Genomic DNA, 22,865 nt, shown 5'->3' on the forward strand with positions numbered 1-22,865 from the left:
CCCTAATAACTACCTAAAACTCTTATTTCCCATTCAAGTTCAACGTTAAACTTATTTTTCACTGCATCTTTTACTCTGTTACCAAGTGTTTCTAAGTCAGATGCAGTTGCATTATTATAATTGAGCAAAAAATTACAGTGCTTCTTAGAAATTTTAGCTCCACCATTATTTAATCCTCGGCATCCAGACTCGTCAATCAGTTTCCATGCTTGGTAGTCTTTTGGATTTTTAAATATACATCCAGCAGTTTTCCCTCTTATGGGCTGACTTTTATTTCTTTCATCAATAATTTTCTTCAGTTTTCTGAATATAGTTTTATACTCTGAACTTACTCCTTTAAATTCAGCTTCAACAAAAATCCACCGCTTGTTCGAGCTATGCCCACGATAAATGTAACCCATCTTTTTACTTGAAAATTCATACAGATTTCCATCTTCTAAATTTACTGCTTTTATGGATTGTATAACACTTGCAATATCGCTGCCATATGCGCCTGCATTCATTTCTATTCCACCACCAACTGTGCCTGGAATTCCAACTAGAAACTCTAGTCCACTGATTTGCTTCTCCCCTGCAAAGTGAGCTAAATCGCTAAGTAATGCAGCACCACCAGCAACGATAGAGTTGTTGCCCTTATATCTAATATATCCAAACTCCTTACCCAATTTTACTGTTATTCCTCTGATGCCACTGTCTCGCACTATTATATTAGATGTTGCGCCAATAACATTAATTGGTAATTCAGTATTTTTAACTAAATATATTAGATCTTTAATGTCGTGCGGCTTAAATAACACATCTGCTTGTCCACCTACATTTAACCATGTTATTTTAGACATTAAAGTGTTATATCGATAGACTCCACGCACTTTAGGTAAGCTTATAAGCATCTTAATTTTAATTCTAATCCTGCATCCACGCCCATTTTTTCTGCGTCTTCTGCAAACGAAGTGCGTTCAGTAAAGTATATATCTTTCTCATCTGCTAGCATACAACGGAGACGTAGCATATTTTCACTCACATATTCTGCTAAGGCTGCAAGCGGTGTGAAGCATGAACCATTTACTGTCTTCATGAAGCTGCGCTCTGATTTTACTCTTGTGGAAGATTTGTTGTCATTAATTTTCTCTAAAAGATCAATAATTTTTATATCATTTTTCCGACATTGAATACAAATTGCTCCTTGTCCTACTGCGCTTAGCATAGTTTTTGATGGTAATATCTCTGTAATTAAGAGGTGTTTTTTTAGTCTCATTAGCCCAGCTTCAGCTAAGATTATTCCATCAAAACTATAATTTTGCAGTCTAGTTACTACGTTTCCACGCAGTGGTACTATATTTAAATCTGGTCTGAGATTTAGTAGCTGGACTTTTCTTCTTATTGAGGAGGTTGCAATTGTGGCTTGCTGTGGCAAAGCCTCAAGGCTATTATGTTGATTAGAAATAAATGTATCGTGTGGACTTAATCTTTTTAAAATACAAGGAATTACTAAATCTTTTGAAAAAAATGCAGGGACATCTTTTACCGAATGAACTGCCATATCTATATTATTTTTAAGCAATTCAATCTCAATTTCCTTGAGAAACAGTCCTTTGCCTCCTATTTCAGCTAAGTTTACATTGGTATATTTATCACCGGAAGTTTTTATCTTAATGATTTCGATGAACAAGTGGGGAAAAGAGTTTATCAGTTTTTGTTTTGCTTCTAAAGCTTGAGCAATTGCAAGGCTGCTTCCTCTGGTACCTATTTTGACTAGCATGTATCTAAGTTTTAACTTAAACAGTTTTTACAATTAGTTTATAATCAATATTTTGTACTTACAACTTATGCATAATAAGCTTATAATCAAGTCTTTTTTGGTGCTATGCATTTTTTTGTTTGCTTTATATACAATACTGCCAAACTCCTTTGATAGTAAGTTCCTTGTTTCAAAAAAAAGAATAAACCTAGGACTTGACCTAAAGGGTGGGTCATCTTTACTTCTTAATGTAGACTTGAATTTTTTCTTTAAAGAGAAGTTAAATATATTAGCTACTGAGATAAAGGAAAGTCTACTAACAAAAAATATTGAATCTAGAGTACAAAGGGGTAGACAAGTAGTTGTAGCTTTAACCAATGTTGATGATTATAAGAGAGTTTCAATATTAATTCATAAAATAAACCCAAATTTAGAGCTAAATAGAAAAGGTACTTCAGTTTTCGTCTCATATAAACCTCATTACAGAAATTCTCTGATCAATGAAGTAGTTTCAAGGTCAATAAGTAATATTCAGAAACGTTTGGATAGACTTGGTACTAGAGAAGTAAGTATACAAAAACAAGGACAGAATAATATATTAGTCCAAGTGCCTGGAGTAGAAGATATTGAACAAATAAAATCTCTACTTGGTAAAACTGCTAAGCTAAGTTTCCATTTAGCAAACACTAAGGTAGCTAAAATGAAGGATATAGATCATGAAACTACTATAATACTTAAGGACACTTTAGGTAATTCTTATCCAATATTTCGCAAAACTGAAATAGGTGGTGATTCATTGGTTAACGTATCAGTTAGATTTGGTCACTTGGGCAAACCAACAGTACATTTTAAATTTGACGGTATAGCAAGTAAGAGATTCGCGAAAATCACTAAAAAAAATGTTGGAAAGCCCTTTGCAATTGTTTTAGATAACACAGTCTTGACCATGCCAATAATACGTGAACCAATTCTAAATGGAGAAGGAGAAATCAGTGGTAATTTCACTGAGAGACAAGCAAGTGAACTTGCAATACTTTTAAAGTCTGGAGCACTACCAGCACCACTTAAAATAATAGAAGAGAAAAATATTGGTCCAAGTCTTGGAGAAGAGTCAATAAAAGCAGGGGAAATAGCAGCAATAATCTCTATTACAGCAGTTGCTTTGTTTATAATTATTATTTATGGTAAGTTAGGCTTATTGGCTTCTGCTGCATTGCTTTTTGATGTGATTTCTATATTGTTAATTCTTACCCTACTTGAGGCAACTTTAACTCTGCCGGGAATCGCTGGTATTGCACTCACTGTTGGTATGTCAGTAGACGCAAATGTTTTGATATTTGAACGTATTCGTGAGGAGATAAGATCAGGGAAAAGAACAGCACGTGCTATTGAAGAAGGGTTTAAAAGTGCAATAAAAACAATTCTTGATTCAAATATTACTACATTAATTGCTGCGGGGGTAATGTTTGTTATTGGCAGCGGAGCAATCAGAGGTTTTTCTGTTACTTTATCAGTAGGGATTTTATGTTCTATGTTTTCCGCAATTATAGTTACGAAACTTCTAATGGAGTTATGCGTTAACCCAAAGAAGTTGGTGCTTTAATTTATGGTGTTATTGATTCTGAAAATAGTAAAATTACTGTAATGCTATCTTCAGGTTTGCGGTACTTTTTTTCTATGTTGCTTGTGATGATTATTTACTATTTAAACAATAAAGTTATACTTGAATAGTAAAACTATTTGGTGACATGTTTATCATCTTGCTCAGATAAATAAATTTTAATTTCAGTTTTTATCTGTATGATCCTTAACTTTTAGTTTTAAAGACTTAGTTAAAATCTTAACCTTAGCCAAGGGAAAACTGCTTTGCACTCAGCTTGTAGTTATTATAGCTATGTTTGTTATATTGTTTCCCTGCTTATTGATAAATCCAGCGAAAAAAATTCATAAGTAGTGTGATAGAAAGTATGAGTGACAGCATTGATGATTGAGTTTTTTTTAAAGTTATCAGTGGGTGTAATATCACTAATCACTATAGACTGTGTGCAAAAAAGCTAAGATGCTAAAAATTGATGTCTTTATATTTCACTAATATGCACAACAATTAATATAGATACATGTACGTTATTTATTTTGATTATGGTAATGTTTATTATAGAAGTGAATAGGTCACATATTCCTTTTGAAGGAGATATTTGTATGATTTTTTTGTAACTAGTTACCTTGCTTTAAGGAAGGTTCTTCTATACATTATAAGACTAGTTTTATCTATTCGCACAATTATCAATATGTCGGAATTGCAGTAAACGTATGGTTTGATGTTTATATAGATTATATAATTAATTAAAGAATGTGAGAGTGAAACTTAAAAGATGGTATTAGGTGAAGATAGTTCAATAATAAGAGAACTTGAAGAAGCTGGGGCAGTTTTATATGGACACTTTGTTTTATCCTCTGGGCTGCATAGTGGTATATATATACAGTGTGCTAAAATTTTTGAGAATCCAAGTAGAGCCATGAAAATTTGCTCACTATTAACACGTAAAATAAAAAAAGAATTAAATAGTTCTATAGATTTAGTGCTATCTCCTGCAATTGGTGGAATAATTGTTGGTTACGAGATTGGTAGACAACTTGGAATTAGGACAATATTTTGTGAACGTGTTAACAGTAAGTTTGAATTGCGCCGTGGATTTGAAATTGAACAAGGTGAAAAACTCTTATTGGTTGAAGATGTAATAACTACTGGTAAATCTTCACTTGAAGCTATGGAATGCGCAGAAGATATGGGTGGTAAAGTTATTGCTGGAGCTTCTATAATCAAAAGAAATAGTAAAACGCAATTGTCCTTTCCTATTATATCTTTGTTTGAACTAAATATTAAAAATTATAGTGAGCAAGAGCTTCCTGAAGAACTAAAACGACTGCCAATAACCAAGCCAGGAAGCCGAGAATATTTAACAAAGTAATCTTATTTTTGAATATCGTTTAACAGAGACAGAAAATACTTGACAAGTTTTACCAATTACTTTTTAATAGAGTTAGAAGTTGTTTATTTGTCTTTAATTTGTATGAATTAAATGATAAAGGTTACTGTGGTAGGGGGAGGTAGAATGAAGCTCGTTTATGAGTCATTTTAGGTAATATGAGCACTAATTTGTAGGTAAAGATTGGGTAATTACCTACAGTGTTTTTTGTTTAATGGTTTTTTTAATATCTATATAACTGAAGCAACCCGAGAGTGTGTTAATGGTGCTATTTCAATGTGTGATGCTGGGGTCTATGTTTCTTTTTTTTTGGGTTCTTGTGTTCATTACTTCGATGGTAGGAAGAAAAGAGACTGAAAATGGATATCAAAGGGTAGTATAGTGCCTTTTTATGCAAATTTATGCAAATGTTGGTTATGTGGTGAGTTCATTATTAGAAAATTAAAAGCTTGATGATTAAAGCTACAATTATAGACCATAGTAAAAAGTAAGTCTTTATGTTTGATCTAGTCTTAACTTGGATATTCTCTAGTTTTTGATCAGCTATTAGGTTTAATTTCTCTATAAGGCCAAATATTTCTTGGATTGCTTTTACGGGGTAAAAGCTTTTTATTTTTTCTTTATAGTCTGTTTTATTTTTGTGTTGACTCTTTACCCATGTTTCAACTACCTTCCACATATTGATTTCTGGGTAGATCTTTCTGCAGGTTCCCTCTAGCAAGATCATAGTTTTTTGCAGCAGTAACAATTGTGTTTGGACTTTCATATTAAAATCACTAGTTATTTTAAATAATTTAGCAAGTAAACTAGCGAAAGAAATTTTCTGTATAGGTTGTCCTATAATAGGTTCACCTATTGCTCTGCATGCTGTAACAAAATTTTTGTATTGTGGTGAAACATAGCCAGCTCTAAAGTGTGCTTTTGCAACGTGATCATAATTCCGATTTAAAAAACCTTTCAGTATCTCTATTACGCAATAGCACGTCTCACTGTCTATTCGACCCATAATTCCACAATCTAAAGCGATAATGTTATTGTTGATGTCGACCATTAGATTTCCAGGGTGCATGTCCGCATGAAAAAAGCGATCTCTGTATACTTGATTGCAAAATGATTCGATAAGATTAATAGCTATCTGTTTGTGGTTATTTAGTTTTTCAACTTCGTATATTGGTGTTGCTTCTATCCATTCTGATGTCAAAACTTTCTTTGAAGTTCTACTCCAATCTACTTCGGGTACATAAAAACCTCTATCGTTTTTTGTATTTTCCCTCAGTTCTGAGGAATGAGCAGCTTCAAAACGTAGATCTAGCTCTAACCGGCAAATTTCAGCAAAAGTTTTAACTAATTCGATCGGTTTTAGTCTCTTTGATTGTTTGCTAAATCCTTCCATAATTCCTGCAAGCCAAAAGAGCATTTTTATATCTTTTGAAAATATTTTCTCAATGTCTGGCCTTAAGACCTTTACCGCAACTTTTTTACCTTCTGTTGTGGTTGCTTTATGTACTTGGGAAATTGATGCCGCTGCGATTGGCTCTTGAGAAAAGCTTAGAAAAATGTCGTTTAACTTACAATTGAATTCGCTCTCTATAGTTCTAACTGCTATCTTGTATGAGAAGGATGGCAATCTATCACATATTAACAATAAGTTGTCTGTTATATCTTCGTTTAAAATATCAGTACGTGATGAAATGGACTGTCCAAATTTAATAAATACTGGACCTAACTTTTCAAGAGCACATTTTAACTTATAGCCACGTATTTTATTTATTGACTTCTTTGAAGGATAGAGTAAATGATATAATATGCTGTAACGAGTTAGTACTGCGGTTATGTATAAAAGGCGCAGAATATTACGAATCATCTTGCTATGTAACTGCTAAATATCTCGCTTAAAGTCTTATTCTTCGTGATTTCATTAGGTTTACCTTGGTAATATATGATGTGATTTATGCAAATTATGTAATCTGAGCATGGCACTATGGAGCTTAAATCATGGGATGTCATGAGAATTGAAATTGATCTTTTTTTTGCTATTTTGTTTATTATGTCATAAAACTTAGCTCGGGCATTAATATCCATCGCGCTAACTGGTTCATCCAGGATAACTAAGTCAGGCTCTGCGATTAAACAGCGTGCAAGTAACAATAGTTGTATTTGCCCTGCAGAAATTTTCAACACCTGTTTTTTTAAAATGTTACTAATACCAACTAATTCCACCATTTCTGTAATAATTGATTGATTTTTCTCTAATTTTTTTGAAAAGCTATTTAAGAGAAGATATTCAACTGTTATTGGCATCAAATTGCTAATGCTAAAGTTTTGTGGCATATAACTAATTTTTGTATTGTCAGCAAATGTGACACTACCAGTATAGTTCTTATTTATACCAGCAACTACCTTTACTAAGGAGGTTTTACCTCCACCATTTGGTCCAAGTATAGTAACTACATCGCCTTTTTTTATTGATAAATTAATATCATCAAGAACTTTCTTATTATCGTATACAAGAGTAAGGTTTTCTATTTTTAGAATACTATTGTTGACAGTATTTAACTTTTTGATAAAACTTAATTCTTTCTCAATGTTTTTATGAAACATTTATTGCCTTCTTTTCTATTACTTTTGTTTACACTATACTACAGTACTACTTTCTCATCCAATTTAAAAGTTGTAGCTACAATAAAGCCTATACACTCGCTTGTAGCTTCTGTTACAAACAGAGTCTTGGAACCGGTCTTATTGGATTATACAACTTCTGCACATGATTATATGTTAAAGCCATCTGATGCAAGTAATTTGGAATCAGGTGACGTTATATTTTATATCGATGATAATCTAGAAACATTTGTTAAGGCTTTCGCTAAAAACAATAAAGAACTTGTACAGTTATCGAGGTCAGTTAGTCTACTTCCTGTTAGACCACATTCATTCTCTAGGCATGTCATTCATATTCAAGACGAAAATGACCTGCATATTTGGCTTAGTCCAGAAAATGCGAAAAACATGATATTCTCTATAAGTGCAACATTATCCAATATAGATAAGAAGAACGCTCATCTATATAACTATAATGCAATGAAAACTATAGAAAGAATAGACCAAGAGGTAGAGAGAATTGCAAGCGAATTGAATAACTTTAAAAATGAAAAGTACATAGTTACCCATGATGCTTATCAATATTTTGAAAAACATTTTGGCTTAAGTAACCCAAATATTATTCTGTCTATAGAAGAAGATTCTTATATTGGTATGAGAAGATTAATAAAACTAAAGAAGACAATGAAAGAAGAAAATATTAAATGTATACTTTCTCCTTCGTGGAAAGATAGTGTGAGGCTTAAAACTCTTTTTAGTGATGCAAGAATGGAAATTCTTGATCCTATTGGGTTAGATATAAAACCTGGAAAAGAAGCATATTTAGCTATAATTAATAACATCACACAAAGATTTAAGTCTTGTTTTGTTGAATGGTAACAGCTTAGTAAAGATTGCAGGTGACTCTATTCAGAAATGTGGTTGATTTATTAATATTGAGTTAAAAGTAAAGTTATTTAAAATTTTTACTCTCTATCTAATGCTTGAGCTTAAAACATAGTTGATTAAATATGCCTTTTACATCAATATATGATGAAATCATTTATTGCGAGCGCTATTTTTGCTTTACGGTCATCTTTCTTTTTATACTGCCTTGTCTATCCATTTTAATATTTTCCTGAATATAAATAAGCTTATGAAATAAAGCAGGGACTGTGTGCATTTGTTTTACTCAATTTAAAGCTATACTAATTCGCATCCAGCAAAAAAGAAAGCTATTTCTCTACGAGTGTTTTCTGGACTATCTGAGCCGTGGACTCTGTTTTCACTAATATTATCAGCAAAATCTCCTCTAATTGTACCTTTATCTGCCTGTTTTGGGTCTGTAGCTCCCATGATTTGCCTATATTTGCTTACTGCGTTTTCACCGACCAAAACCTGAACTATTACAGGATCAGAGGTCATAAATTCTACTAAATCCTCAAAAAAGGGCCTGTCTTTATGAATTTCATAAAGTAGTTCTGCCTGTCTTTTTGTCAGTAACATCATTTTTTGTGCTACAATTTTTAGTCCGGATTTTTCGATATAGGAATTTATGTTGCCTGTAATATTGTTTCTTACTGCATCAGGTTTTAATATCGAAAGTGTTCTCTCAATTGCCATGTCGTTTCCTTATATAGGGTTGTATGTTTGATTTATTTTATTACAAATTTTTATTTTATCAAGACAGTTTTTTTATTTATTATAAAATAAGCTATTAAGAGAGTATTATATGGGTAAGTGCTATTATACCAACAAACAAAGTAAGCTAACTTATAAACACCAGATTAAAGCTAGACTTACTGGTGAAAAGTTGATAAATAACTTGAAGTCGTCGATTTTTTGTGGAGTAAAAGGGTTTTTGACTTTTAGCTTGGCTTTTTTGAGTTATTTGGAATATAGCTTGCATCGCAATACAAAATTGCGAGAAGATGCTACCTTTGCAATGAAAAAGAACACTATTCCATTCCTTGAAATGATGATTATAGTACCACTGGTTTGTTTTGTACTGCCAGCTATGGTAGGTAGCGTAAGTATTGTGAAGTGTGCACTTATCTGTGCTGTGCTGATGATAGAAGCATGCCTTTTTATAAGAAGCTTTCATGTACGTGAGTGGTTGTTAGAGAAAACTACTAATTACAGTAGAGGAACAATAGACACAGAATTAAAGAAAGATACTATAAAATTTCCTATTTTCAACCAAAACAGAAGACGCATTGAATATAATTCACCCAGCCAAGCAAGTGAGTCAGGGTATACTTCCTTTCTTGTTGCATGTTTAGTTTTCCCTCTTAAGACCTCTCAAAGTTACATCATGCTGTCTTTAGCTGCTGTTGAACTTCTTGAAGCAGCACCAAGTTTTTGTGTTGATCTGAGTTTCGATAGAAGTTCTTTTGCGTCTACAAAAAGTAATTTGCAAAGATCTGGTTACTTATTGTATGCTAGTGTAAGAAATTTGGTGCCTATGTCTATGCTTGATGGACTTGTAACTGAACGTGTATGTACCTCAAGAGCAGTTTGTTGCAGCGCATAGGTGAAAAAGGCGATTATCTTATTTAACCTTGGTGGACCTGATTCACTCAGTGCGGTTCGTCCTTTTTTATTCAATCTTTTTTATGATAAAAGAATAATAAATCTACCAAACCCTTTTCGATTCCTTTTAGCAAAGTTTATATCTGCAAAACGAGAAAATACTGCACAAAAAATATATAAGCAAATTGGGGGTAGATCGCCGATCCTGGAAAATACAAGAATGCAAGCTAAAGCACTTGAGCAGGAGCTCAATAAATCTGTATTTTGTCATTCAAGTAGCATGATACTAGAATCTAGAAAAGAGAATATGATTCTATCATCATGTGCCAGAATAGCACCAAAGCTGGCTAAAGTATTCATCTGTGTGCGGTATTGGCATCCATTTGCTGATGAAGTTGTTAAAAGTGTAAAGCAATTTGATCCTGATGAAGTAATTCTACTACCACTATATCCTCAATATTCAACTACCACAACTTTGTCATCCATCGAAAATTGGCAAAAAAGTGCTAAAAAGCATGGTTTAAAGTGCAGTACAAAAACAGTTTACCATTATTATGATAATCAGGACTTTATTGAGGCTCATGCTCGCTTGGTAACTAAGTATTATAAATTGGCTAGCAGAATTGATAAGCCAAGAATTCTATTCTCTGCCCATAGTTTGCCCCTGAGTATTATTGAAAAAGGTGACCCTTATGCCTTGCAAATAGAAGAAACGGTAAAATTAATAATAAGAAGATTAAATATTAAAGGCCTTGATTGGGCAGTATGTTATCAGAGCAAGATTGGACCTGTAAAGTGGCTAGAGCCTAGTATAGAAAGTGAATTATTGCGTGCAAAAGCTGATAATGTGCCTGTGGTTTTATCACCTATATCTTTTGTTTCTGAACATTCAGAAACTCTTGTTGAACTTGATACGGAATGTAAAGCAATAATCAAATGCGGATATTACTTTCGTGTGCCAACTCTTAGTACTGATTCCTTATTTATTAAATGTTTGGCTGATTTATGTAGAAATCGCTCTTAAAGTCCTGATTTATAGTACTTTTCTTTTAAGATTTTATGTGATAGAATGATGAGAAATTATTATTTCATTAGCTACCTATGCTAAATGAGCTAAAAAAGAAACCAAACACGTTTGCACAAAAGGTACATGATGCTTATAATCATGATATCAAAAAGGTAATTTGTATCACAACAAGTTTAACAGCCTTGTTGTGTAAGGTTTCACTACAATTTTGCTGCGAATTTATTGATAATAATAGGTCCAACATTCTCCTTATACGCGAGATTGCTCAATGGATAAAGTTTCCAACATTCATTCTATTGATTGCACATTCTATATTTACTTTACGTGACCTAATTCAGGATTATAGAAATCCTAATGGTAAAAAGGAACTATTGAAAATAGTGGGTAAATTGGCTAGCCTTTTAAGTAACGCTATAGAAGCGTTACTTATGTTACAAGTCTTCCATTTCTTAACTAGAAGTAATACAAATGCGATAAGTCGTATTCATTTAATATCAACAGCTCTATTCTTATTCACTTCAGAACCCATAGGCTGTTATTATATATGCAAAAAATATCAAGAGGTACATAGAGGGTATCAAGATAAAAAAGGTGTTAATGAATCTGTTGAATGCAAGAAAAAGCTTGCTGAGTGTAAGAAGGATCTTATTATCAGTACATTAACTTTATCATTAGGCTTATTAAACTTTATATTTAAAAGGGTGGATGTTGCAACTACGCCGATAAATTTAGGTAATGGTATAGTTTATAGTTTTAATTTAAGTGTAACGATTGGCATAATATGTAGCACAGTATTGCTATTAGTTTGGTTTGATAAATTACTTAATCAGCCTATCAGTGATAGTCTTTCTACTGAACTTGATAAGGCTTGCTATGTTCGGCCCAGTAGCAATTTACCAAATGGTCATGCTATATAGAAGTAAGAATTAAATATGAAAAGACCTCATTTCTACTGATAATGCTAATACTGCTAACTTGCTGACCATATTCCAGAGTAATAAGGTTTTATTTTCCAAAACTTGGCTAACATCGTGAAATTCACAATTAGTGGAATTCAAACTAGAATATATGTTTTTTTTGCTGTTACAACGATATAAGTAGCACGTTGGTGTATTTCCTATATAGTATATTAGTGGCTCTGCAGGGTTGTGTTCGAGTACATCTATGGTTGGTACACCTTCTTGTATAATAACGCTATTGATTTCTATCCCATCCTTTATCTTTTTCATTTTGTGGCGCTTTTTTTTATTGAGGGTTAATATTTCCTCTCCACTTATTGCCGTTATAATGCCCATTCCGTATGTTCCATTGTTTGCTTTGATAAAAACATAAGGTTGAGTTTTTATTTTATATTCCTCATATTTTTTTTTTACTAGAGATAGGACTTGATCAACTTTGGTTGCTATTGTTTTTAGCGATAAAGCATCATCAAAATAGACTCCTTTGCAGCTTTTCGTAAATACAGAAATAAGCCACGGATCTATTTTAAATTCACTACAAAATTCAGATGCCAATTTTTGGTAGATTTCAAAGTATCGAAGTTTTTGCCTGCTGTGCCAACCATATAGTGGACTTGGTACTGTTTCTTGCTTTACATTTTCTAACACATCTGGAATATGGCTTGTCATATCCCGATTGAGTACAATAACATCGGGCACAAATCCTGAAGTTGTCTTTAACAGAGAGTTATCTTTCACAATGGTTTCATATGGTCCTATTAAATTATAAGCTTCGTTATAAAGAAGGCCAATCTTAGTTTCGAAGCCTGCTAGTTGTAGTATCTTTTCTATGGCAAATACGTTTTCTGTATACATTTTATTTCTTGTATAGTTTTCCGGTATCACAAGAGTTTTTTTATATCGTTTTTTTTTGAAATAATTTTTTATCAGTTTCGCCGCTATCATTTTTGATGTATCACTTAAATTGTTGAACCCTGCAGGAAATAAGTTAGCGTCTATTGGAGCAATTTTATAACCTGAATTTCTAAGGTCTACGGAGCTATAAAATGGTAACGTAAAATCGTTAAATTTTGCCTCAAACCAATCATTTATATTTTTTTCTAAATTTGGATGAATTATGTTTTGCATCTACAACTTTAAATGTTATAAGGAAAGTACTATATTATACGCTATAGCTGAAATATATTTAACTAATGGTTACAGTATAATAGAGTTACTATTTAAAATTATAGAAAAATGATTCAACGTGACAACAGTAGAATGTATGGGACTACGATATTATCGATTAGAAGAGGTAAAAGTGTGGTAGTAATAGGTGATGGACAGGTTTCACTTGGTCACACTATCATAAAGTCAGGAGCAAAAAAAGTCAGGCGTCTTTCTGGTGACTCTGTAATTGCTGGATTTGCTGGGACAACAGCTGATGCATTTACTCTTTTTGAAAGACTAGAATCAAAACTTGATAAGCATCCAGGACAACTGATGAGAGCGTGTGTTGAGCTTGCGAAAGATTGGAGGATGGATAAATATTTAAGAAAGCTGGAGGCTATGATGATAGTTGCAGATGAATCTATTTCATTAGTGGTTACAGGGATGGGTGACGTTCTTGAGCCTGAAGATGGAATTGCAGCTATTGGTTCTGGAGGGAATTTTGCTCTATCTGCAGCAAGAGCTCTAGTTGACGTTAAAGGGATGTCAATAGAGGAGGTTGCAAAAAGAGCTATGAAAATATCAGCAGATATATGTGTTTATACAAATCATAATGTAGTTATTGAAAAGGTAGAAGGGTAGTATGTCTTCCAAACAAAAAATTTTATGCACTAATTTTTCTAATCAATTTGTGACTCTTTCAGAAGGGCGGACTTATAATAATGATTCCTACAATGAAAAGGGTGATCCTTGTAAAGATACTAAGAGTAGTTGTGGTTCAAATGATGGTGGTACTCAAGTTAATAATTGTACACAGATTCTATTAGATAATCTGCCGCCACAAAAGATAGTTAAGGAACTGAACAGGTTCATAATTGGACAGAATGATGCAAAGCGTGCTGTTGCTATTGCACTCAGAAATCGTTGGCGTCGTAATAAAGTTCCTGTTCCTTTGCGTGATGAAATCATACCTAAAAATATACTGATGATTGGTCATACCGGAGTTGGTAAAACAGAAATGGCTCGTCGCTTAGCAAAACTTGCAGGTGCACCATTTATAAAAGTTGAAGCAACAAAATTTACTGAAATAGGTTATGTTGGGCGTGATGTTGATTCTATAATACGTGATTTAGTTGATGCAGCAATAGTTTTAGTTAAGGAGAAAGCACGCAAAGCTTTAGCTAAGAAAGCTTTAGATTTAGCTGAGAAAATAATAGTCAACTCTATGGTTGGTGAAGATGCAACTGAAGAGAGTAAAGAGATTTTTAGAAAGAGATTAAAAAGTAAAGAGTTTGAAGATGGAGAAGTTTCCATTGATGTTAGAGAAAGCAAGAGCATGCTACCAGCTTTTGATATACCAGGTATACCAGGTGGGCAAGTTGGTATAGTAAATATAACAGAATTAATGGGTAAAATGTTTAACGGAGGTAAAAAAACAAAAACTATTACGGTTAAAGTGAAAGAAGCACGTGAAATATTGATTAATGAAGAAAGTGAAAGGTTAATAGATGAAGACAAGATAATTAAAGAAGCTCTTGATCTTGTTAGCAATGAAGGTATAGTGTTTTTAGATGAAATAGATAAAATTGCAGCATGTACAGAGGTAAAAGGTGAGGTTAATAGAGAAGGAGTACAACGTGATTTATTACCACTGCTTGAAGGAACAACTGTTTCAACTAAGTATGGCCATGTAAAAACAGATTACATATTGTTTATTGCATCTGGTGCCTTTCATCAATCTAAACCATCTGATCTTTTGCCAGAATTACAGGGTAGATTACCAATCAGAGTTGAACTTAAGGCTCTTACTAAAAAAGATTTAATAAGAATATTGAAGGAACCGGAGTCTAGTTTATTAAAGCAGTACATAGCTTTAATGAAAACAGAAAATGTGACGCTTGAGTTTACTGATGACGGCATTGAAACCATAGCTGAAATAGCGTTTACAGTTAATAGGCAGGTAGAAAATATAGGTGCAAGAAGGCTACATACTATCATGGAGAAGCTTTTAGATGAAATAAGTTTTATCTCTTCTGAGAAAAATGGTGAGAAATTTGTTATAGATAGCAAATATGTGAAAGATAGACTGGGGTCAATTTCGAAGCAGCTTGATTTATCTAAGTTTATACTTTAATAAAGTATATCAGCTTGTTGATATTATATTATATATAATATAGTTATGTTAATATGGAGATAAGAGCTATGTTAACACGAAGTACTTAAGTTATATTAGATGGTGTGAAAATTTTTTCAAAGGATATATCAAGTTATGGAAAAAACTAAAGCTAAATTTTGGGCTTATATTGAGGATAGTGTTATTAACTATGTATTGATTTATTATCAATTCTGCTGTAATAACAGTGGTAGTTTTTATATGGGAGTAATACTGAAAAGATAAGAGTACAGGTGTTAAAGTAAATAAACTCTTAGATAGCACAAGTTTTATAAAGATGACAAAACTACAGATTTTTTAACATTAGGTAATGGTACCAGAAAAATTATAACTGGTTATATGTTGCTAAGAATAAAGATGATAAGAAGTAAGGTGTTATGTGGCTTAATTAATTTCTTCCTGTATAAATGTAAATTCAAGCAGGCATATCAATGGAAAAGAATTTAGTGTAACACTAAATTCTAACTAACGGCATTGCTAAAGTAGTAGGTAATGAAGGTTTAGAGAAAAATACAAACATCAAAATCAAACTCCACGGTAAGGAGTTAGGTCTTGTTAACGCCGTAGGGGACTAAGGCGGTAGAGAGAGTGTGTGATGAGCCAAGAATAATTAATGAAGCTGGCATAATAATTATAATAGGAACTGACAATCTAACTGTGAGATATGAAAATAGTTTGTGGTAGTTGTAGCTATTGTTCATACTTTTGCATAAAACCTTGAATCTTTTTCCTAAAAACTTGGGGTCTGTTGCAATAATTGTGCTGTTTTATAGGTTCTATGATTAAATCTAGTGACATGCTTCTATCTCCTATTTAGTTTATTAATGTATTGATTATTTTTTTTGAGTTAAAGTTCCTCTTGCTTTCACTCACTTCATTCTTCAAGCCTAATATATCTTTTTTTTAATGTTTTTTTCTTCTTTTGTTTTACCACTGCAATAAGACTTTAACTCGATGTATCATATCTGGGCAGGATCTATTTATTTTCATATGTAGAAGATTGCTTTCCAATATTTCTTGAAGGGATTTGCGTGTCAGAGTCTTGAATTCAGAAGATCATCACGGTTAGTGCGCGTATAGTACCTATTCTGTTAAGAATGCTCTTGTACCATTTTATCTATTTCTTTTTTAATACTTATTGTTAAGCTTACTTAATAAGCTTTTGTCATTTTAAAATTTTTTATTAAGCTCAATTCCCCATTTAGCTTCCTTTTTTAGTTCTATATTCTTTATTCTATAAGAATTAAGGAATTTACTCTACTGGTTAAGTTTAATAGACTTATATTGTAGATTATTTTTGCAGAGCTTTGATAATCTAATCATTAGGACCAGTAGTCTACTTTAGCCTCTTTTTGAGTTTGCTTTGGTTTACTCTTTATCTGAGGTGGTTTTTCTTATATAGATGCAGCAAAATCTCTTGGCCTTTTAAGGGTGCTTTTTAAATTTTTTCTGGGTAGTGATTTTCTGCCACTAGCTGGTTTTAATTGAGGGTGATTTTTTATTATTGAGTTGGTTGATGTTGTTCAACTAGATAACACTCTACTTTTAATGATATAAGCACTTTGCTATTGTTTATTGTGTTGGAGTTTGATGGAGGTAAACTCTATCTTTTTCAGAAGGTTAGTTGTTTACTTTAGTTTTATGATTATTGAAACGGAGTCAAGAATAATCAAGCTGACAGCACTTAATTTATTAAATTTGTGCCTTATTTTGTAATCTAGCTAGATGATCTTGATCCTTTTTGTTTATTTTAAGCTTTTATTCACGAGTGATATAACTTAGTTTAAAATGGTGACCATTAATTATGTATTAATACTGTTATAGATAAAAATCTCTTATAATGCTTAAAAGCAGAAAACAAAGACTTGATTTTTATGTCTAAATAATAGATTATCAAAGGTATATGTAAATGCCCAGGGTGCAAAAAAATACTTTCACAATTATTGATGGTTACAGCTTTCTTTTCAGAGCTTATCACGTTTTGCATCATTTAACTACCACAACCGGTACTCCAATAGGTGCTGTATATGGCTTTCTTAATATGGTTCTTAAGTATATTACATATTCAGATTACTTGGCTATAGCGTTTGACTCTGGTAGGAAAAATTTCAGGCAAGATTTATATCCTGAGTATAAGGCAAACAGAATAATGCCCCCTGAGGATTTAATTTCACAGTTTGCAATACTGAGAGAAGCAGTAGAAGCTTTTAATTTTAGCTACGAAGAGATTGAAGGCTATGAAGCAGATGATATAATTGCAACACTAGCTATAAGATATGCAAGCTACCAAGACTTTAAAGTAGTGGTAGTTTCATCAGATAAAGACCTGTTTCAACTGTTGAACTACAATATTTTAATATTTGATCCTATTAAAAATGTATACATAGATGAAAAGCAAGTAATAGAAAAATTTGGTGTAAATTCAAATAAGCTTCTTGATTTATTTTCTCTGATTGGGGATACATCTGATAATGTTCCTGGCGTTCCGGGAATAGGTCTAAAAACTGCAGTTAAACTGTTAAATGAATTTGATTCGCTAGATAATATTATAGAAAATATTAATTATATTAAGCAAACAAGGATTCGCAATATTTTTACTAAACATAAAGAAAAAGCTTTGATTTCAAGAAAACTTCTATCGTTATGTGAAAAAGTAGATCTTCAGTGTGATATTGCAAAGCATAAGGTCTATTCTCCAAATATGGGAAAGTTGTTATCTTTTTTAAGGAAATATGAATTTGATTCATTGATAGGCAAAGTAGAAAAGCTTTTTTTTTATAGAAAACCTGAAATAGAAGAGAAAATAGAATATAAAAGCAAAAGGTTAGAGAGATTTTTAGAGAATTGCAGATATGAGGGCAAGATTGCAATCTATTGCCATTTTGAAAATAACGTGTTAAACAAAATTTCCTTATCTTATAGTGGGAACAGTATTTTTTACATAAATCAAAACTGCCTGCAAGATGCTTTTATTACAATGAACTCAACTTTATTTTCAAATGGGGTGCTAAAAATAATACACAATATTAGAAAGGTCAAAAAAACATTTCCTGCGATAGAAAAAGCACTAGGCTCAGTTGATGATTTGATGACGATGTCGTATAGTCTTGATACAGGGAAGCACGATCACAGTATCTCAAGTATAATCGCACATAATTTGAGTGAAGATATAGAGATTCTCTCAGCAAAAGCTTTAATAGTGGTTCATGAAAAGTTAGTGCAAAGACTTTTTCAAGAAAAGCTTTTTACAATTTACGAGCGCTTCGATAAGCCGCTTATGAAAGTGATACTTAACATGGAAAAAAACGGAATGTTGCTAGATACTCAAAAGCTACAGGAACTATCTGATAAATTTCAGCAGTCACTTACTGTGCTTGAGAGTAGCATATATAATTTAGCGGGAAGAAGATTTAATATTGCTTCACCAAAGCAGTTAAGTGACATTTTGTTTGATAAGATGGGGCTTAGTAAAAAGAGGAAGTTAAAGTCTGGATTGTATAGCACAAGCTCTGAAGTACTAAAAGAACTTAAAATGGAAGGAGTTAAAATTGCAAGTGAGATTTTAAATTGGCGACGCTTAAGTAAGCTAAAGGGTACCTACACTGACACACTAATAAAACGGGTTGATTCTTTTGATAGTAGGGTACATACAAATTTTTCAACAACTGCAACAGGTAGGCTTAGCTCTAGTAATCCTAATCTGCAGAATATTCCTGTTAGGAGTGAGGAAGGGAATCTTATTAGGCAAGCGTTTATTGCTCCTGAAGGATGCAAAATAGTTTCTGCTGATTATTCACAAATAGAATTAAGACTCTTAGCACATATTGCGGATATTGCTTCATTTAAAGAAGCTTTTACAAATAGACAAGATATTCATAGTATTACTGCAAGGCAGGTTTTTAGGGTGCGAGAAGGTATGGATGTAGATAAGCAGCTAAGGCAAAAAGCAAAATCCGTTAATTTTGGAATTATATATGGCATAAGCCCATTTGGCCTTGCGAAGAGATTTAAAGTTGCCGTTAGAGAAGCTGCTGAATATATTGACTATTACTTCTCTTGTTATCCAGAGATAAAGATCTATATGAAAAAGGAGATATCTATTGCAAGGCAGCATGGCTATGTAGAAACTTTGTTTGGTAGAAGATGCTTTTTAAGGAATATAAACAATACAGTTCCTTACCTAAGGCGATTTGCAGAAAGGGCAGCAATAAACGCGCCCGTGCAAGGAACTGCTGCTGATGTAATAAAACTTGCAATGGTTCAACTTTATGATCAGTTAAAATCGGGTAAAATAATTCTCCAAGTTCACGATGAGCTACTGGTTGAGGTAAAGGACAATAAGGTACAAGAGACAGTAAAACTTATGAAAGACGTGATGGAAAATGTAGTAAAAATTTCTGTACCACTTGAAGTGAAAGTAAAAATTAGTGACAACTGGGGCTCAGGTTTTCTTAATTATGGTTTAAATACTGTAAATTCTAAAAGAGTAAACCATTTGAACTGATGTGAAAAATACACTACAATTGAAATGTAGCAAATGCAAATAGGTTGGTCATGATGTCTTTACAAGCAGGAAGAGGGTTGAATCTTTCAAAGTCATCTTTTCAGGTAACGGAGGGTAAAGTAATCTTTGAGGGGAAATATAGGATAATTTATGATACCTTTATACAGTCACTAAGAAATAAGGCTCACTCCGAAGAGTTAAAGGAAGATGACAAAGCAATACTTGCTTTTATGCTAGATCAAAATCAGGTTATGTTTAAAAATATTGAATCAAAAGATATAAAATCACTTAGTGAAGAGAATTTCCTTCAGTTTTTACTTTCTGTATTTGAGAAAATTAGGAGAAAAGATTTAGCAAATAAAGAGAATTTAAAGAATGATGAAGTAGTAAAAGTGGTTAATGAGTGTATATCTGATATACGCAACACAGAAGCTAGAGGTTTTCTTGTAAAGCTTGCTGGGCAGCCATTCAGAATCAAGGTAGATCATGAAAACTTTTTTGCTTCTTTTAAGCACGGATTGCCATTTTTTGGTAAAGGTAAAAAAGAAGATGATAAACTACCACTTAGTGATGAAGAGGTAGTAACGACTTTCTTGCGTAAACTTTTACTTCCTATTATTCTTTTTGCTTTTTCAGTACTAATATTTGGCTCTAGCCCAATTATGTCGACAATTAATGGTATTTTCCTTGTATTGACTGTATCAGGTACAATAGAGAGACTTTTTTTTAATGATAGAAAGGGTACTTTATATAATCCTCATTCGCCAAATAAGAAAAAATGGAGTAATGAAATTAGTAGTGGTATTAGTAAAGTTTTAGAAACCAAAGTTGAGGAGAGTAAACAGCCTACTCGAGTAAGAGAAGATGGTGAATCTTTTAGTGTACCTGAGCAAGTTAAGGCGAACCAAAATCAGCTCTTTCAGGAAAAAGAAAATAAACGGCGAAAAGCAACAGAAAGTCAGCATGGTTTATAACTCAGTTCCGCCTACTATGATTGAGTCAATCTTGAGTGTTGGTTGACCAACTCCAACTGGTATGCTTTGTCCGTCTTTCAAGCATGTACCAACACCATGGTCTAATTTTAAATCGCTGCCAACCATAGATATCTTTTTCAATACTGCTGGACCGTCACCAATCAGTGTCGCCCCTTTAATTGGCTGTGTAATTTTACCATTTTCTATTAAATAAGCTTCTGAAGATGAAAAAACAAATTTTCCTGATGTTATATCAACTTGGCCACCATTAAAATTTACTGCATATAAACCTTTCTTTACACTAGATATTATTTCTTCTGGTGTATGCTTTCCTGGTAACATATAAGTATTTGTCATGCGTGGCATAGTAATTTTCTTATAGCTTTCCCTTCTACCATTACCAGTTGAATTCATACCCATGAGTTTAGCGTTCATATGATCCTGCATGTATCCTTTGAGAATTCCATTCTCTATCAATACATTGCAACTAGGTGTAGTACCTTCATCATCTATGCTAATGGAACCACGTAAATTAGGTAGAGTTCCATCATCAACTACTGTGATGCCATTAGCTGCTACTTGCTTACCAATAGAGTTTGAAAATGTTGAAACTCCTTTGCGATTAAAGTCACCTTCAAGCCCATGACCAACAGCTTCATGTAATAATATTCCTGGCCACCCTGGACCTAAAACAACTACCATTTCTCCAGCTATGGTTGGAATTGCCTCGAGGTTTACTAGTGCTTGTTCTAATGCTTGATTCGCAATTTCTTTCCACTTTTTCTCAGAGGTAAATTTGCTATAGGGGCCTCTTCCACCATGCCCTGCAAAACCCATTTCAGTGCGGCCGTTTTTCTCTATGATGACTAGTACATTAAAACACACTAGAGGTCTGATGTCACTTAGCTTGTAGTCATCTTTTATTATTTGTATAACTTGCCATTCTCCACTTAGAGTTATTTTTACTTGTTTCACGTAGGTATTCTTGGACCTTATGTACTCATTAACCTCATTGAGCAGTTTTATTTTTGAAATCAGATCTATTTCATTTATGGGATTAATTCTTGGATATAGGCTTTTTATCTCCTCTTTTAATCTTATTGAACTTGTTTTATTTGAAGATACTGAGCTTCTTACTATAGAGGCAGCATTACTAATTTCTTTTTCACTAATCTCAGAAGAACAGACAAAAGATGTACTACTCTCACAAAAAACCCTTAGACCAAATCCCCTTCTAGTATTTAAATCTATATATTTTAGTACATTATCATCAAAAACCATAGACTCTGATTGGCAAAATTCTAAAAATAGCTCGCCACAACTACTATTATTCAAAGTACTATTGACTATTTTATGTATATTGTTAATATTGACACTGTTCTGAGCAAAAAATATTTGATCTAAGTTTATATTATCTAGCATTGCTTTAAAATAAGAATTACTTAAGTATATTATTTGGTTTTGACATAGTAAACTACAAAAAGCCCGGGTGGCGGAATTGGTAGACGCACTAGCTTCAGGTGCTAGTAACTTTTAAAGTTATGGAAGTTCAAGTCTTCTCTCGGGCACTCTTAACTTTCTTACTGTTTTTTAACAAATCAATGCTATATTGTACAATGTACTTTTATATGCCTAAGCTTATAAATTATCAAAAGAAGAGTCTTGCTTACGTTACAGAAAAATCTTAACTTAAAATATATAATTATTAAAAAGTTACTTTTAAAACCATTAATTTTAATGATCAGGTTTAGTGTGAAAAGTGCTTTTGAACAAAAAAATTGACAAAAGTTTTGTTTTGGTATTGTATTGAGTATCTACATTTCTAGTGAGAGAGGTCGTGCTCATATTCCCATTAAGAGCCTTCTATTATTTCTCTTATTTTTGCTACTTCTTTCATCTTATGCCATGTTATTATAGCACCGATATTGTTTGGATTTATGGTTAACGAGTTACGATAAAAGAAAATAATAAGTCGATTGTTGTATACGTTAATAGATTGATTTATGTAGGAATACGTAGAAATATCAGTCATTATATTAATAACTCGTTAGTAACGGTAGGTTAATGCTATAATAAATTATATGATTTTTCTGAGGGTTCTCTAAAAAAACATTAGTTTAGTTGTGTTTAGTTATACAGATTATATAGCTGAGTACAATGATTTTTCTGATAACTTGCTTCAATTTTTCTGGAAAAAAAGATATAAGTTGTATAATGCCTAAGTTTGATAAAAATAATTAAAAAT

General features: G+C 32.6%; 18 protein-coding genes and 1 tRNA gene. 11 read left to right on the forward strand and 8 right to left on the reverse strand.

Annotation, left to right across the window (positions count from 1 at the left end; translation table 11 throughout):
- Window positions 1–2: 2 nt before the first annotated feature.
- Both murB and hemC read right to left on the reverse strand, forming a co-directional pair.
- The gene (murB, locus tag GOY12_RS01465) at window positions 3–890 is read right to left on the reverse strand and encodes a UDP-N-acetylmuramate dehydrogenase (protein WP_175818308.1); all 888 of its coding nucleotides are present in this window, start codon (window positions 888–890) and stop codon (window positions 3–5) included.
- Window positions 881–1,759 (reverse strand): hydroxymethylbilane synthase, encoded by an 879-nt coding sequence (gene hemC / locus GOY12_RS01470; protein WP_175818309.1) that lies wholly within the window; start codon window positions 1,757–1,759, stop codon window positions 881–883. The genes murB and hemC overlap by 10 nt, the downstream gene beginning before the upstream one ends.
- A gap of 67 nt (window positions 1,760–1,826) precedes the next feature.
- Here hemC and secD point away from each other — a divergent pair, with 67 nt between their 5' ends.
- On the forward strand, window positions 1,827–3,341 hold the full coding sequence (secD, locus tag GOY12_RS01475; RefSeq protein ID WP_175818310.1) for a protein translocase subunit SecD: 1,515 nt from the start codon (window positions 1,827–1,829) through the stop codon (window positions 3,339–3,341).
- Between the two features lie 769 nt (window positions 3,342–4,110).
- A complete protein-coding gene (gene pyrE / locus GOY12_RS01480; RefSeq protein WP_175818311.1) occupies window positions 4,111–4,707 on the forward strand; it encodes an orotate phosphoribosyltransferase in 597 nt (198 codons plus the stop codon).
- A 451-nt stretch (window positions 4,708–5,158) separates the two neighbouring features.
- Here the strand turns inward: pyrE and ubiB are convergent, their stop codons facing one another.
- On the reverse strand, window positions 5,159–6,589 hold the full coding sequence (gene ubiB, locus GOY12_RS01485) for a 2-polyprenylphenol 6-hydroxylase (RefSeq protein WP_175818312.1): 1,431 nt from the start codon (window positions 6,587–6,589) through the stop codon (window positions 5,159–5,161).
- Entirely contained in the window at window positions 6,586–7,326 is a 741-nt protein-coding gene (locus GOY12_RS01490; RefSeq protein WP_175818313.1) for a metal ABC transporter ATP-binding protein, read from the reverse strand. Before GOY12_RS01490 ends, ubiB begins: the two co-directional genes overlap by 4 nt.
- Here GOY12_RS01490 and GOY12_RS01495 point away from each other — a divergent pair.
- Complete coding sequence (locus tag GOY12_RS01495; RefSeq protein ID WP_175818314.1) at window positions 7,318–8,202, forward strand: zinc ABC transporter substrate-binding protein; 885 nt, start codon at window positions 7,318–7,320, stop codon at window positions 8,200–8,202. The genes GOY12_RS01490 and GOY12_RS01495 overlap by 9 nt on opposite strands.
- A gap of 303 nt (window positions 8,203–8,505) precedes the next feature.
- On the opposite strand, the gene ndk is transcribed toward GOY12_RS01495, so the two are convergent.
- On the reverse strand, window positions 8,506–8,925 hold the full coding sequence (gene ndk / locus GOY12_RS01500; RefSeq protein ID WP_175818315.1) for a nucleoside-diphosphate kinase: 420 nt from the start codon (window positions 8,923–8,925) through the stop codon (window positions 8,506–8,508).
- A 109-nt stretch (window positions 8,926–9,034) separates the two neighbouring features.
- Here ndk and GOY12_RS01505 point away from each other — a divergent pair, with 109 nt between their 5' ends.
- The 3 genes from GOY12_RS01505 to GOY12_RS01515 all read left to right on the forward strand — a co-directional run bounded on the left by GOY12_RS01505 (window position 9,035) and on the right by GOY12_RS01515 (window position 11,778).
- Window positions 9,035–9,835, forward strand: coding sequence for a hypothetical protein (locus tag GOY12_RS01505; protein WP_246214400.1), 801 nt, complete (start codon window positions 9,035–9,037; stop codon window positions 9,833–9,835).
- On the forward strand, window positions 9,836–10,858 hold the full coding sequence (gene hemH, locus GOY12_RS01510) for a ferrochelatase (RefSeq protein ID WP_175818316.1): 1,023 nt from the start codon (window positions 9,836–9,838) through the stop codon (window positions 10,856–10,858).
- A 77-nt stretch (window positions 10,859–10,935) separates the two neighbouring features.
- Window positions 10,936–11,778, forward strand: coding sequence for a hypothetical protein (locus GOY12_RS01515; protein WP_175818317.1), 843 nt, complete (start codon window positions 10,936–10,938; stop codon window positions 11,776–11,778).
- Between the two features lie 9 nt (window positions 11,779–11,787).
- Here the strand turns inward: GOY12_RS01515 and gshA are convergent, their stop codons facing one another.
- Window positions 11,788–12,948, reverse strand: a complete 1,161-nt coding sequence (gshA, locus tag GOY12_RS01520) for a glutamate--cysteine ligase (RefSeq protein ID WP_175818318.1) — start codon at window positions 12,946–12,948, stop codon at window positions 11,788–11,790.
- A gap of 108 nt (window positions 12,949–13,056) precedes the next feature.
- Here gshA and hslV point away from each other — a divergent pair, with 108 nt between their 5' ends.
- From hslV to GOY12_RS01540, 4 genes are all read left to right on the forward strand, one after another.
- Window positions 13,057–13,611 (forward strand): ATP-dependent protease subunit HslV, encoded by a 555-nt coding sequence (gene hslV / locus GOY12_RS01525; protein WP_175818319.1) that lies wholly within the window; start codon window positions 13,057–13,059, stop codon window positions 13,609–13,611.
- A 1-nt stretch (window position 13,612) separates the two neighbouring features.
- A complete protein-coding gene (hslU, locus tag GOY12_RS01530; protein WP_246214404.1) occupies window positions 13,613–15,103 on the forward strand; it encodes an ATP-dependent protease ATPase subunit HslU in 1,491 nt (496 codons plus the stop codon).
- 1,957 nt (window positions 15,104–17,060) lie between these two features.
- A complete protein-coding gene (polA, locus tag GOY12_RS01535; RefSeq protein WP_175818702.1) occupies window positions 17,061–19,646 on the forward strand; it encodes a DNA polymerase I in 2,586 nt (861 codons plus the stop codon).
- Between the two features lie 50 nt (window positions 19,647–19,696).
- Window positions 19,697–20,620 (forward strand): hypothetical protein, encoded by a 924-nt coding sequence (locus GOY12_RS01540; RefSeq protein WP_175818320.1) that lies wholly within the window; start codon window positions 19,697–19,699, stop codon window positions 20,618–20,620.
- Here the strand turns inward: GOY12_RS01540 and tldD are convergent.
- Complete coding sequence (tldD, locus tag GOY12_RS01545; protein WP_175818321.1) at window positions 20,615–22,042, reverse strand: metalloprotease TldD; 1,428 nt, start codon at window positions 22,040–22,042, stop codon at window positions 20,615–20,617. The two genes, GOY12_RS01540 and tldD, sit on opposite strands and share 6 nt — an antisense overlap.
- Window positions 22,043–22,103: 61 nt before the next feature.
- Here tldD and GOY12_RS01550 point away from each other — a divergent pair.
- Window positions 22,104–22,188, forward strand: a tRNA-Leu gene (locus GOY12_RS01550).
- Between the two features lie 284 nt (window positions 22,189–22,472).
- Here GOY12_RS01550 and GOY12_RS01555 read toward each other — a convergent pair.
- Window positions 22,473–22,652, reverse strand: a complete 180-nt coding sequence (locus GOY12_RS01555) for a hypothetical protein (protein WP_175818322.1) — start codon at window positions 22,650–22,652, stop codon at window positions 22,473–22,475.
- Between the last annotated feature and the right edge of the window lie 213 nt (window positions 22,653–22,865).

Origin of the sequence: Wolbachia endosymbiont of Dirofilaria (Dirofilaria) immitis, assembly GCF_013365455.1 — a bacterium.
Lineage (GTDB): Bacteria > Pseudomonadota > Alphaproteobacteria > Rickettsiales > Anaplasmataceae > Wolbachia.

What these genes read in the sequence shown, in the direction of transcription:
- gshA (WP_175818318.1), bottom strand. Translation starts at nt 12,948, where the DNA reads ATGCAAAACATAATTCATCCAAATTTAGAAAAAAATATAAATGATTGG.
- GOY12_RS01555 (WP_175818322.1), bottom strand. Translation starts at nt 22,652, where the DNA reads ATGACTGATATTTCTACGTATTCCTACATAAATCAATCTATTAACGTA.
- GOY12_RS01495 (WP_175818314.1), top strand. Translation starts at nt 7,318, where the DNA reads ATGAAACATTTATTGCCTTCTTTTCTATTACTTTTGTTTACACTATAC.
- ubiB (WP_175818312.1), bottom strand. Translation starts at nt 6,589, where the DNA reads ATGATTCGTAATATTCTGCGCCTTTTATACATAACCGCAGTACTAACT.
- hemC (WP_175818309.1), bottom strand. Translation starts at nt 1,759, where the DNA reads ATGCTAGTCAAAATAGGTACCAGAGGAAGCAGCCTTGCAATTGCTCAA.
- GOY12_RS01490 (WP_175818313.1), bottom strand. Translation starts at nt 7,326, where the DNA reads ATGTTTCATAAAAACATTGAGAAAGAATTAAGTTTTATCAAAAAGTTA.
- tldD (WP_175818321.1), bottom strand. Translation starts at nt 22,042, where the DNA reads ATGCTAGATAATATAAACTTAGATCAAATATTTTTTGCTCAGAACAGT.
- GOY12_RS01540 (WP_175818320.1), top strand. Translation starts at nt 19,697, where the DNA reads ATGATGTCTTTACAAGCAGGAAGAGGGTTGAATCTTTCAAAGTCATCT.
- pyrE (WP_175818311.1), top strand. Translation starts at nt 4,111, where the DNA reads ATGGTATTAGGTGAAGATAGTTCAATAATAAGAGAACTTGAAGAAGCT.
- hslU (WP_246214404.1), top strand. Translation starts at nt 13,613, where the DNA reads ATGTCTTCCAAACAAAAAATTTTATGCACTAATTTTTCTAATCAATTT.
- hslV (WP_175818319.1), top strand. Translation starts at nt 13,057, where the DNA reads ATGATTCAACGTGACAACAGTAGAATGTATGGGACTACGATATTATCG.
- ndk (WP_175818315.1), bottom strand. Translation starts at nt 8,925, where the DNA reads ATGGCAATTGAGAGAACACTTTCGATATTAAAACCTGATGCAGTAAGA.
- GOY12_RS01515 (WP_175818317.1), top strand. Translation starts at nt 10,936, where the DNA reads ATGCTAAATGAGCTAAAAAAGAAACCAAACACGTTTGCACAAAAGGTA.
- secD (WP_175818310.1), top strand. Translation starts at nt 1,827, where the DNA reads ATGCATAATAAGCTTATAATCAAGTCTTTTTTGGTGCTATGCATTTTT.
- GOY12_RS01505 (WP_246214400.1), top strand. Translation starts at nt 9,035, where the DNA reads ATGGGTAAGTGCTATTATACCAACAAACAAAGTAAGCTAACTTATAAA.
- murB (WP_175818308.1), bottom strand. Translation starts at nt 890, where the DNA reads ATGCTTATAAGCTTACCTAAAGTGCGTGGAGTCTATCGATATAACACT.